We start from the raw sequence: 11,986 nt of genomic DNA on the forward strand, positions 1-11,986 counted from the left end.
CGAAAGTCTCCGGTGCCGCGACTTTGGTCGCGGAACCGGTGCATCCGGAGGTGCCACGGGCCGCCCCCGCATAGATTCGTCGACCGTGAGCAGTGACGAGACGGCTTCCGAAACGACTGCCTTTCCCGGGCGGCGCTGGATGCTGCCCTCCGCCGTGATCCACGAGCTCGACCCCGAGGCGGGGCGGGCCGGGCGGCCGCCCAGGCGGACCGCGCGCGACTGGGTCGTCGACTTCTCCGTCTTCCTGCTGGCCGCCGTCATCGGCCTGGCGGTCGCGGACACGCTCTCCGACGACCCCGGCCTCCCGCACGCCGTCGTGGTGACCGACCAACTGCTGGGCGCCCTTGCCTGCGCCGCGGTATGGCTGCGCCGCCGGTGGCCCCTCGGTCTCGCCGTCGCGACGATCCCCCTCGCCTTCGTCTCGACCACCTCGGCCGGCGCCGGCATCGTCGCCCTGTTCACGCTCGCCGTGCACCGGCCGTTCCGGTACTCGGCCTGGGTCGGCGGCGTCCAACTCGCCCTGATCCCGCTCCTGATGTGGGTGCGCCCCGACCCCGACCTGTCGTACGCGTGGGCGGTGGTCTTCACCCTGCTCCTCACCGTGGCGATCACCGGCTGGGGCATGCTCGCCCGGGCCAAGCGGCAGCTCATGCTGAGTCTGCGCGACCGGGCCCGGCGTGCCGAGACGGAGGCGCGGCTGCGCGCCGAGCAGGCGCAGCGACTCGCTCGCGAGGCCATCGCGAGGGAGATGCACGACGTGCTCGCGCACCGGCTGACCCTGCTGAGCGTGCACGCGGGTGCCCTGGAGTTCCGGCCGGACGCACCCCGCGAGGAGGTCGCCCGGGCCGCCGGTGTCATCCGGGAGAGCGCGCACGAGGCCCTGCAGGACCTGCGGGAGATCATCGGCGTCCTGCGGGCGGGCGACTCCGACGACGCGGGCCGCCCCCAGCCGACGCTGGCCGCCCTGGACACGCTGGTCGCCGAGTCCCGTGAGGCCGGGATGAAGGTCACGCTCGACAGCCGTGTCGCCGACCCCGCCGCCGTCTCCGCCTCGGTCGGACGCACCGCCTACCGCATCGCCCAGGAGGGCCTCACCAACGCCCGCAAGCACGCCCCCGGCGCCGAGGTCACGGTGTCCGTCACCGGGGCCCCGGGGGAGGGCCTGACCATGTCGGTGCGCAACCCGGCGCCCGACGGGGACGTCCCCCCTGTCCCCGGTTCCGGCCAGGGGCTGATCGGCCTGACCGAACGCGCGACGCTGGCCGGGGGCCGCCTGGAGCACGGGCCGGAGCAATGCGGAGGGTTCGCGGTGCGCGCGTGGCTGCCGTGGCCGAGACCCCCGCGGGTGGTGCCGCCACCCCCAACTCGCCCGGTACAACGGTGATTCGCCCGCCGCGCAACCGTGATTACGTAGCCCCCATGACTGCGATCAGACTGCTCCTCGTCGACGACGACCCGCTGGTCCGGGCCGGCCTGTCCCTGATGATGGGCGGCGCCGACGACATCGAGATCGTGGGCGAGGCCGCCGACGGCGGCGAGGTCGAGGAGCTCGTCGACCGCACCCGTCCGGACGTCGTCCTGATGGACATCCGGATGCCGTCGGTGGACGGCCTGACCGCCACCGAGCGGCTGCGCGGCCGGCCCGAGGCCCCGCAGGTCGTGGTCCTGACCACCTTCCACGCCGACGAGCAGGTCCTGTGGGCCCTGCGCGCGGGCGCCGCCGGTTTCGTCCTCAAGGACACCCCGCCCGCCGAGATCGTCGCCGCGGTGCGCCGCGTCGCGGCAGGCGACCCCGTCCTGTCGCCCACCGTGACCCGCCGGCTGATGCGGCACGCGGCCGGCACCGCCGCCGACACCCGCCGCACGCGCGCGCGTGCCCGCATCGCCGCTCTCAACGACCGCGAACGCGAGGTCGCCGTCGCCGTAGGCCGGGGCCTTTCCAACGCCGAGATCGCCGCCGCGCTCTTCATGAGCGTCGCCACGGTCAAGACCCACGTCTCCCGTGTCCTGGCCAAGCTCGACCTCAACAACCGGGTGCAGATCGCCTTGTTGGCCTATGACGCGGGGCTGCTGGAGGAGGCGGAGGAGGACGGACGCTAGCCGCGGGGAGTGGGCCGAAGGGCAGCGCCCGTCACGGCACCGTCGCGCCGGCCGCGCCCGCGATCTCCGCGAGCGCCACGACCCGCCGCTCGCGCCGGGACACCTCACACGCCTCGGCGATCCGCAGGGCCTGCAGCGCCTCGCGCCCGTCGCACGGGTTCGGCCGCCCGCCCCGTACGACGTCGACGAACTCGATCAGCTCCGCCTCGTACGCGGGTCCGAACCGCTCCAGAAACCCCGTCCACGGCTTGTCCGCGGCCGGCGGCCCGGTCGGCTCGGTGGACGCGATGGGCGTCCGGTCGTCCAGGCCCACCACGATCTGGTCCAGCTCCCCGGCGAGTTCCATGCGCACGTCGTACCCGGCCCCGTTCAGCCGCGTCGCCGTCGCCGTGGCGAGCGTGCCGTCGTCCAGGGTGAGCAGGGCCGCACCCGTGTCGATGTCGCCCGCCTCGCGGAACATCGCGGGGCCCGCGTCGGACCCGGCCGCGTACACGTCGACGATCTCGTGCCCCGTCACCCAGCGCAGGACGTCGAAGTCGTGGATCAGGGTGTCCCGGTACAGCCCGCCGGACTGCGGCAGGTACGCGGGCGGCGGCGGGGCCTGGTCGGAGGTCAGGGCCCGCACGGTGTGCAGCCTCCCGAGCCGCCCCGAGCGCACCGCGTCCCGCGCGCCCCGGTAGCCCGCGTCGAAACGACGCTGGAACCCCATCTGCAGGATCGTTCCCGCGGTCTCGACCTCACCGATCGCCTGTAATGTGCCCGCCAGATCCAGCGCGATGGGCTTCTCGCAGAACACGGGAAGCCCCGAGCGTGCTGCCCGACCGATCAGTTCGGCGTGCGCCGACGTCGCCGTCGTGATCACCACCGCGTCCACGCCCCACGTGAAGATCTCGTCCACTCCCGGCGCCGCCGTCTCACCCAGCCGGTGCGCGAGATCCTGGGCCCGCGCGGGGTCCACGTCCGTGAGGATCAAGGAGCCGACCTCCCGGTGCCGGCTGAGGGTGTTCGCATGGATGGTGCCTATGCGACCCGTACCGATGACTCCGATGCGCATGTGACCAACCTGCGTGCCGACCCGGCACGCTGTCAATGCGCATGTCCGGACAATCGAACTACACAACTTCCCGTCAACCACTCACGGAGCTACGCTCGGCCCCGTGCCGAAACCAGGAGTGGACCCGACCGTGACGCTCGAGCTCAGTGTGGACCGCAGCAGCCCGGTGCCGTTGTACTTCCAGCTGTCCCAGCAGTTGGAGGCCGCCATCGAGCACGGAGCACTGACCCCGGGCAGCCTGCTGGGCAACGAGATCGAGCTCGCGGCCCGGCTCGGCCTGTCCCGGCCCACCGTCCGCCAGGCCATCCAGTCGCTCGTCGACAAGGGCCTGCTGGTGCGCCGCCGCGGGGTCGGCACCCAGGTCGTGCACAGCCAGGTCAAGCGTCCCCTGGAGCTCAGCAGCCTCTACGACGACCTGGAGGCGGCGGGCCAGCGCCCCGCCACGAAAGTCCTCGTCAACACCGTGGTCCCGGCGACCGCGGAGATCGCGGCCGCGCTCGGCGTGGCCGAGGACAGCGACGTGCACAGGGTGGAACGGCTGCGGCTGGCGCACGGCGAGCCGATGGCGTATCTGTGCAACCACCTGCCGCCCGGGCTGTTCGACCTGGACACCGGGCAGCTGGAGGCCACGGGCCTGTACCGCATGATGCGGTCCGCCGGGATCACGCTGCACAGCGCGCGGCAGTCCATCGGCGCCCGCGCGGCCACCGCCGTCGAGGCCGAGCGGCTCGCCGAGGAGGCCGGCGCCCCGCTGCTCACCATGCAGCGCACGACCTTCGACGACACCGGCCGCGCGGTCGAGTTCGGCAGCCACACCTACCGGCCCACCCGCTACTCCTTCGAGTTCCAGCTGCTCGTACGCCCCTGAAGGCAGGGTTCCGGTTCGTCGCATTGTCCGGACAAGCGGCCGGGTGGCGCCCCGGTCGCCGGATGCAAGATCACCGCGGCCTCACGCCGACCCGGTGGGAGACGGATTCGGGATGCCGAAGCGGGGCACGATGATGGGCAGTCGCAAACGACCCGCGCCCGGCACGTCACAGGAACCGCCCCTTTGCTCCCCAGCACGGCACCCACCGCAACCGTGAGGCAGAATCAGGGCCGATGAGCACCTACGGCAACTTCAGCGCCCCCATCGGCTCCCGCCGCGCGCCAGCGCTCCGCACGGTCGGCACGAGGGAGCGCCGATCGCACCTGACCGCACCCCGCGTGCCCACCGTCGGCATCGACATCGGCGGCACGAAGGTGATGGCGGGCGTCGTCGACGCCGACGGCAACATCCTGGAGAAGCTGCGCACGGAGACCCCGGACAAGTCCAAGAGCCCGAAGGTCGTGGAGGACACGATCGTCGAGCTGGTCCTGGACCTGTCCGACCGCCACGACGTGCACGCGGTCGGCATCGGCGCGGCCGGCTGGGTCGACGCCGACCGCAACCGCGTCCTGTTCGCGCCGCACCTGTCCTGGCGCAACGAGCCCCTCAGGGACCGCATCTCCAGCAGGCTGTCCGTGCCCGTCCTCGTCGACAACGACGCCAACACCGCCGCCTGGGCGGAATGGCGCTTCGGCGCGGGCCGCGGCGAGGACCACCTCGTCATGATCACGCTCGGTACCGGCATCGGCGGCGCGATCCTGGAGGACGGCCAGGTCAAGCGCGGCAAGTACGGCGTCGCCGGCGAGTTCGGCCACATGCAGGTCGTGCCCGGCGGCCACCGCTGTCCGTGCGGCAACCGCGGCTGCTGGGAGCAGTACAGCTCCGGCAACGCGCTGGTCAGGGAGGCGCGCGAACTGGCCGCGGCGGACTCCCCGGTGGCGTACGGGATCATCGAGCACGTCAAGGGCAACATCGGCGACATCACCGGCCCGATGATCACCGAGCTGGCCCGCGAGGGCGACGCCATGTGCATCGAACTGCTCCAGGACATCGGCCAGTGGCTCGGCGTCGGCATCGCCAACCTCGCCGCCGCCCTCGACCCCTCCTGCTTCGTGATCGGCGGCGGTGTCTCGGCCGCCGACGGCCTGCTCATCGGCCCCGCACGGGACGCGTTCAAGCGGCAGCTCACCGGCCGCGGCTACCGCCCCGAGGCCCGGATCGTCCGCGCCCAGCTCGGCCCCGAGGCCGGCATGGTCGGCGCCGCCGACCTGTCCCGCCTGGTCGCCCGCCGCTTCCGGCGCGCCAAGCGCCGCCGGGTGGAGCGCTACGAGCGGTACGAGCGGTACACGGAGGCCCGCCGTACGTCCCAGGACACGGCGTGACGGCGTCGTTGCCGCGCCAGGCCATGCCCCCCGACGAGCCGGAGGACCGCCGGCACCGGAACCGGCGCCGGGCCCTCACGCTGCTCATCATCGTGCTGCTCATCGGCGTCCCGGCCGGCTACCTCGTGATCTCCGCGAACCAGAGCCGCGACAGCGGCAAGGACAAGGAGGCGAAGTACTCGGCCACCGGCCTCACCGAGGGCTGGCCGTCCAAGGTGCAGCGCCGCATCTACCAGGTGCCGGTCCCGCACCCGGCGGACCACATCGCCTACTACGAGACGAACAACTGGAAGACCAGCCGCCTCTACGTCCAGTTCCGGACCAGCGCCGCCGGCCTCGACGCCTTCCTCACCGGTGTGGGCGTCAACCGGGAGGACCTCGAAGAGGGCGCCATCACCATCAGCGCGCGCGACCAGAGCGTCAGCGGCTGGTCCTTCAAGGGCCCGGGCCCGTGGCTCGGCCTCGTCCACACGCAGAAGAACCCGGCCCCCACCCAGGACATCGTCGTGAACCTGTCCAACCCGGTCTCGCCCATGGTCTACGTCGTCTCGCGCACGGTTCCCTAGAACGACGGGCCCCGCCGGCTGCCGGAGCCGATTGTCAGACCCCGCCCGTAGAGTCGAAGACGACTGATCCGGCACAGGGGCGGGAGGTGACAGGACGTATGAGCGACATGGTGGCGGTGCCGCCCCGCAGCCCGGGCCGAGCGGTCGCCTCCCCGGCGCGGGAGGACCGGTCCGTCCCCGTCCGACTCGCGGCCGTGTTCCTGCCCGCACCCCTTCCGCGCGAGGGGCGGATGGCCTTCTGGGACCCGGAAGGCGGACAGCCGGCCGCAGCCGACACCGAGCTCACCGTCGTACGACGACATGGTGGCGCAGTGCGCCGCAGGACCACCCCCGCGCTGTCGCTGCCCCTCGGCGAGGCCCTGCCGCTCCTCGTCCGCGCCCGGCGCGATCCCGCCGCCCACCCCGCCACCGCCTGCTGGGGCGCCGCCGCGCTGCACGCGCTGCGGCTCACCGCCCGCGGCCGGCTGCTGCCCGGCCTGACGGCCACCGGTCACGACGCCTGGCGGGCCGGCCCCCTCGACCCCGACGACATCGCCCACCTGCGTGCGATCGCGGCGGCCCTGCCGTACGAAGGGCACGCGGTCCCTCTGCCAGGCCCGGGCGCGATCCGGCTGCCCGAACCGGAAGCGCTGATGCGCTCCTTCCTGGACGCCGTCGCGGACACCCTGCCCCGCACCCCTGCCGCCGCGTACGCCTCCGGCAAGCCGTTCGCGGCGCGCGAGCCGCAGCGCCTGCCCGGCGCCGCCGACTGGGCCGCGGAGGTCGCGGCCGGCATGGACGCGGGCGTGCGGATCTCGCTCCGCCTGGACCTGTCGGCGTACAACCTGTTCGACGGCAGCGGCGACGGGACGCGCCACGCGGGCGCGGCGATCGTCCAGGTGCACAGCCTCGCCGACCCGACCCTCGTGGTCGACGCGGCGGCCCTGTGGGCGGGTGACGCGGACGCGGCCTTCGGCCCCCGCGCGCGCGTGGACGCGGCCCTCGCGGTGCGGCGCGCGGCCCGTGTGTGGCCGCCGCTCGACCGGCTCTCCGAGCAGGACGTGCCCGACGTACTGGCCCTGTCCGACGAGGAGTTGGGCGACCTGCTGGGCGTGGCGGCGACCCGGCTCGCGGCGGCCGGAGTGGCCGTGCACTGGCCGCGGGACCTGGCGCAGGACCTGACCGCGGCGGCCGTGGTACGACCCGCGCCCGGCTCGGCGACCGACGGCACGGGCTTCTTCGAGAGCGAGGAACTGCTCCAGTTCCGCTGGCAGTTGGCGCTCGGCGGCGATCCGCTCAGCGAGGGCGAGATGGACACGCTCGCCGAGGCGCACCGGCCGGTCGTCCGCCTGAGGGACCAGTGGGTGCTGGTCGACCCCGCCCTCGTCCGCAAGGCCCGCAAGCGTGAACTGGGCCTGCTCGACCCGGTCGACGCGCTGTCCGTCGCCCTCACCGGCCACGCGGAGGTCGACGGCGAGACGGTCGAGGCGGTCCCGGCCGGCGCCCTGGCCACCCTGCGCGACCGCCTGACGGCCGGCGTACGACCAGCGGAACCGCCACCCGGCCTGCACGCCACCCTCCGCGACTACCAACTGCGCGGCCTGGCCTGGCTGGACCTGATGACCTCCCTCGGGCTCGGCGGCTGCCTCGCCGACGACATGGGACTCGGCAAGACGATCACCCTCATCGCCCTGCACCTGCGCCGAGCCCGCCCCGAACCCACGCTGGTGATCTGCCCGGCCTCCCTGCTCGGCAACTGGCAGCGGGAGATCACCCGGTTCGCGCCCGGCGTCCCCGTCCGCCGCTTCCACGGCCCGGACCGCAGCCTGGACGACCTCGACGGCGGCTTCGTCCTCACCACGTACGGCACCATGCGGTCGGCGGCACCGCGACTGGCCGAGCAGCCCTGGGGCATGGTCGTCGCGGACGAGGCACAGCACGTCAAGAACCCGTACTCGGCGACAGCGAAGGCCCTGCGCACGATCCCGACCCCCGCGCGCGTGGCCCTCACCGGCACGCCGGTGGAGAACAACCTCTCGGAGCTCTGGGCCCTGCTGGACTGGACGACACCGGGACTCCTGGGCCCCTTGAAGTCCTTCCGCGCCCGCCACGCGCGCGCCGTGGAGAACGGCGAGGACGACGAGGCGGTCGCCCGGCTCGCCCGCCTCGTGCGCCCCTTCCTCCTGCGCCGCAAGAAGTCCGACCCCGGCATCGTGCCCGAGCTGCCGCCCAAGACGGAGACCGACCACCCGGTCCCGCTCACCCGCGAACAGGCCTCCCTCTACGAGGCGGTGGTGCGCGAGTCGCTGCTGGCCATCGAGACCGCGCAGGGCATCGGCCGCCGCGGCCTGGTGCTCAAGCTGCTCTCCGCGCTCAAGCAGATCTGCGACCACCCGGCGCTCTACCTGAAGGAGGACGTCCCGGCCACGGCCACCGACCGGCTCGCCGCCCGCTCCGGCAAGATGGCCCTGCTCGACGAACTGCTGGACACACTGCTCGCCGAGGACGGCTCGGCGCTCGTCTTCACGCAGTACGTCGGCATGGCCCGCCTGATCACCTCCCACCTCACTGCCCGCGCGGTCCCGGTGGACCTCCTGCACGGGGGCACACCGGTGCCGGAGCGCGAACGCATGGTGGACCGCTTCCAGAGCGGGGCGACCCCCGTCCTGGTGCTGTCGTTGAAGGCGGCCGGCACCGGCTTGAACCTCACCCGCGCGGGCCACGTCGTCCACTTCGACCGCTGGTGGAACCCGGCCGTCGAGGAGCAGGCCACCGACCGCGCCTACCGCATCGGCCAGACCCAGCCCGTCCAGGTCCACCGCCTCATCACCGAAGGCACCGTCGAGGACCGGATCGCCGAGATGCTGGAGGCCAAGCGGGCACTCGCCGACGCGATCCTCGGCTCCGGCGAGTCGGCCCTCACGGAACTGACCGACCGCGAACTCACCGACCTGGTCTCCCTCCGGAGGACCCAGTGACCCCTCACCCCGCCGACCAGGCACGCCGCGCACTCCAGGAGGCCCGCGAGCGCGCCGCCGGCCGCGGGGCGGCCGGGGATGCCGGGTTGCCGAAGGACGACACGGCATCCGGGGCGGCGACGGAACACGAGGAAGTTGGAGAGCACGAAGCCACGGCACCTGCGGACACCGGAGCGCTCGGGACGGGGGCCGTGCCCGCGGCGGAGACGGCTTCCGGGGCGGAGCCGGCGCCCGAGACGGAGCCGGAGCCGGAGCCCGAGAAGGCTCGTGAGGCTCAGGCCCGGCCGGGTGACGTGGCCCGCGAGGCGCTGCGGAGGGCGATCGCCGCCAGGCGCGGCGGGACCGCGGACACCGATGACCCGGGCACGGATGACGCGGGCAGCGCCGACGACAGGCCGGCGGTGGAGGCGGCCTCCGGCCGCGCGTCCGACAGCGACGTGGATGCGCCGGCCCTGGAGGCGTCCGCCGCTGCCGACGGCGGTACTCCGGGCAGCTCGACGCGGGAGGCATCAGCCGGTGCCGGGCCCACATCCGGTGCCGGGACCCGCTCCGCCGCCCCCGAACCTCAGCCCGCCTCGCCGGCCCAGGCCGGTGGCGAAGCGGACCGTCGGGGCGGGCGACCCGCGGACGTCGCGCGCGAGGCGCTGCGTGCGGCCCGTGACACGGCCCGGCGGGCTCGGGCGGACGCCGTGACCCAGGAGGCCGGGACCGCACGTCGAGCGAGCCGTCCCAGGCCGCCCATCGCCTCCCCGGCGCGTGGCGCCACGTCCGGCCGGTCGGCCGACCGCCGGGCGCGTGACGTACGGGAGTTGCTGGCCGACGCCTTCCGGATGCCTGACGAGGAGCCGGGAGACAGCGCCGCCCGGGAAGGAGGGATCGACAGCGCAGGACCCCCCTCGCCCCCGACCTCACCGGACGACACCGCCACCGCCACCGACACCGGCCCCGACACCCCCAGCACGGCGAGTCCCGTCCCGACCACGACCCCGCCCGCGCCACCACGCCGACCCTCTTCCATGGCCGCCCCCGACCGCGACGGCGACCTGCGTCGTACCTTCCCCGCCTTCCCGCCCCGGCCGTCGGACGGCACCGGCTTCGCCGAGACCTGGTGGGGCAACGCGTGGGTGACCGCGCTGGAGGAGGGCGCCTTGGACGCCAAGCGGCTGGCGCGCGGGCGGACGTACGCGGAGCATGGGAACGTGGACGCCATCACGGTGACTCCCGGACTCGTGCTCGCCTATGTCCAGGGGAGCCGCCCGCGGCCGTACCGCGTGCAGGTGCGGTTGCGTACGCTCGACGACGCCGACTGGGACCGGTTCCTGGACAGCGCCGCCGAGCGGCCGGGACACATCGCCGCACTGCTGGACAGGGAGATGCCCCAGGCGCTCGCGGAGGGCGGCGTCCCGCTGCTCCCCGGTCCAGGCGACCTGGAACCGCAGTGCAGCTGCCCCGACCGCGGTCACCCCTGCAAGCACGCCGCCGCCCTGTGCTACCAGACCGCCCGGCTGCTCGACGCCGACCCCTTCGTCCTGCTCCTGCTGCGCGGCCGTGGCGAACGCGACCTGCTGGACGCCCTGTCCCGGCTCAGCGCCACCCGCGCGGCCCGCGCCGCCCAGGACCAGGCACCGGCCCGGCTGCCCGGCGTACGGGCGAGCGAGGTCCTCGCACCCCGCTCGCTCCCGCCCCTGCCGACGCCCCTGCCCCCGCCCCCGCATCCCGAGCAGCCCCCGGTGTACCCCGCGGCCCCGGGCGGCCCGGACCCCTTCGCGCTGGACCAGTTGGCGACCGACGCGGCGGCCCGCGCCCACGCCCTGCTCGTCACCGGCCGCGACCCGGTCGGCGAACTGACCCTGTGGCAGGACGCGGTGCGGCTCGCCGCGGCCCGCCCCGGTTCCGGCCTCACCGCCGGCACCCGCGCCCTGTACGCCGCACTCGCCTCCGCCGCCGGCCGTACGCCGGCCGAACTGGCCCGTGCCGTCGCCGCCTGGCGTCAGGGCGGCCCGGCGGGTCTCGCCGTCCTCGAAGAGCCCTGGGACCCGCCGGCCGGCCGCTTCGACCGTGCCCGCCCCCTTCTCCTCGCCGCCGACCTTCCCGCCTTCCGCCCTTGGCACAACCACCTCACCCACCCCCGAGGCCATGTCCAGCTCCGCCTCGGCCTCGACGGCCTGTGGTACGCCTACGAGTCCGAACCGGGCCATGACGACTGGTGGCCCCGCGGCACCCCCGACCTGGACCCGGTCGGCGCCCTCACGGGCCTCGGCTCCGGCGGCGAGTTCTGAGACCTCACTGTTGTTGATCTTTCTTCCCCTGGAGGCGGTGTGAGAGTTCCCCGCTGATGTTCGGGAGGCGGGTGTGAGGACTGAGGGCCCAGCGGTCGGCACGTACGAAAAGGCGGTTAGCGTGGAGCGGTGAGTGAGACGAAGAGCCCCGCCCACCAGTACCGATTCGACGGCCCGGAAGACGCCCCGGTCAGCGAGGGCGCACCAGCGAGAAAGCCGCTCTCGGTAGGCCGAGGGCGGGACGAGCAGGGGGCGGACGTTGGGGTCGATGGATACGGTGACGTGCTCGCGGGCACTGGCGAGGTGGTCCTCGATGTGGCCGGCACCGGGCTGGCGTACCAGGGCCAGGGATCCGGTGTGTAGGCAGACCGCGTCGTCCTGCTGGGTGGCGGCGAGTTCGGCGGTGGTCCATTGCCAGTCCGCGGCGTTGTCGGCGTAGAAGGTGTAGGTGGCCTGGCCGGTCTCGTCGAGGTCGGCGACCGCGAGCGTGCTGCGCTCGGGGGCGCTTACGCTACCGGTCAGATCGACGCCGGAGGCGCTAAGGCGGTCTCGGAAGAGGGCGCCGAAGACGTCGTTGGAGAATCGTCCGAGGAAGCGGGTGGGGGTGCCGAGCCGGGCGAGGGCGACGGCGGTGTTGGCGGGACCGCCACCGGGCAGGGCGCGCAGTGCGAGTTCGCTGAGGCTGGACCGGCCAGGGTCGGCGAAGGTGTCGGCGACGCACTCGCCAAGGACGGTGACACTGCTGGGGCAGCCGTGTCGGGGCATGGTGACTCTCTGCTT

General features: G+C 74.0%; 8 protein-coding genes and 1 pseudogene. 7 read left to right on the forward strand and 2 right to left on the reverse strand.

Annotated features, from left to right (window positions below):
* The first annotated feature begins 139 nt into the window (after positions 1-139).
* Positions 140-1,384 (forward strand): histidine kinase, encoded by a 1,245-nt coding sequence (locus KUM49_RS23850; RefSeq protein ID WP_217239224.1) that lies wholly within the window; start codon positions 140-142, stop codon positions 1,382-1,384.
* Between the two features lie 35 nt (positions 1,385-1,419).
* Positions 1,420-2,100, forward strand: a complete 681-nt coding sequence (locus tag KUM49_RS23855) for a response regulator transcription factor (protein WP_217238965.1) — start codon at positions 1,420-1,422, stop codon at positions 2,098-2,100.
* A 31-nt stretch (positions 2,101-2,131) separates the two neighbouring features.
* Here the strand turns inward: KUM49_RS23855 and KUM49_RS23860 are convergent, their stop codons facing one another.
* Positions 2,132-3,154, reverse strand: a complete 1,023-nt coding sequence (locus tag KUM49_RS23860) for a Gfo/Idh/MocA family oxidoreductase (protein ID WP_217238966.1) — start codon at positions 3,152-3,154, stop codon at positions 2,132-2,134.
* Between the two features lie 130 nt (positions 3,155-3,284).
* On the opposite strand from KUM49_RS23860, the gene KUM49_RS23865 reads away from it, so the two are divergent.
* From KUM49_RS23865 to KUM49_RS23885, 5 genes are all read left to right on the forward strand, one after another.
* The gene (locus tag KUM49_RS23865) at positions 3,285-4,022 is read left to right on the forward strand and encodes a GntR family transcriptional regulator (RefSeq protein ID WP_217238967.1); all 738 of its coding nucleotides are present in this window, start codon (positions 3,285-3,287) and stop codon (positions 4,020-4,022) included.
* Between the two features lie 233 nt (positions 4,023-4,255).
* Positions 4,256-5,404 carry an ROK family glucokinase gene (locus tag KUM49_RS23870; RefSeq protein ID WP_217238968.1) on the forward strand — a complete coding sequence of 383 codons (1,149 nt, stop codon included), beginning with the start codon at positions 4,256-4,258 and terminating at the stop codon, positions 5,402-5,404.
* Complete coding sequence (locus tag KUM49_RS23875; protein ID WP_217238969.1) at positions 5,401-5,970, forward strand: sugar kinase; 570 nt, start codon at positions 5,401-5,403, stop codon at positions 5,968-5,970. Before KUM49_RS23870 ends, KUM49_RS23875 begins: the two co-directional genes overlap by 4 nt.
* Positions 5,971-6,068: 98 nt before the next feature.
* Positions 6,069-8,927 carry an SNF2-related protein gene (locus KUM49_RS23880; protein WP_374200195.1) on the forward strand — a complete coding sequence of 953 codons (2,859 nt, stop codon included), beginning with the start codon at positions 6,069-6,071 and terminating at the stop codon, positions 8,925-8,927.
* A complete protein-coding gene (locus KUM49_RS23885) occupies positions 8,924-11,206 on the forward strand; it encodes an SWIM zinc finger family protein (RefSeq protein WP_308406709.1) in 2,283 nt (760 codons plus the stop codon). The genes KUM49_RS23880 and KUM49_RS23885 overlap by 4 nt, the downstream gene beginning before the upstream one ends.
* Positions 11,207-11,395: 189 nt before the next feature.
* Here KUM49_RS23885 and KUM49_RS23890 read toward each other — a convergent pair.
* Positions 11,396-11,971, reverse strand: a pseudogene (locus tag KUM49_RS23890) (PfkB family carbohydrate kinase); the annotation flags it as partial.
* Between the last annotated feature and the right edge of the window lie 15 nt (positions 11,972-11,986).

Source organism: Streptomyces sp. AC555_RSS877 (assembly GCF_019049245.1).
GTDB lineage: Bacteria > Actinomycetota > Actinomycetes > Streptomycetales > Streptomycetaceae > Streptomyces.

What these genes read in the sequence shown, in the direction of transcription:
- KUM49_RS23880 (WP_374200195.1), top strand. Translation starts at nt 6,069, where the DNA reads ATGAGCGACATGGTGGCGGTGCCGCCCCGCAGCCCGGGCCGAGCGGTC.
- KUM49_RS23870 (WP_217238968.1), top strand. Translation starts at nt 4,256, where the DNA reads ATGAGCACCTACGGCAACTTCAGCGCCCCCATCGGCTCCCGCCGCGCG.
- KUM49_RS23860 (WP_217238966.1), bottom strand. Translation starts at nt 3,154, where the DNA reads ATGCGCATCGGAGTCATCGGTACGGGTCGCATAGGCACCATCCATGCG.
- KUM49_RS23850 (WP_217239224.1), top strand. Translation starts at nt 140, where the DNA reads ATGCTGCCCTCCGCCGTGATCCACGAGCTCGACCCCGAGGCGGGGCGG.
- KUM49_RS23855 (WP_217238965.1), top strand. Translation starts at nt 1,420, where the DNA reads ATGACTGCGATCAGACTGCTCCTCGTCGACGACGACCCGCTGGTCCGG.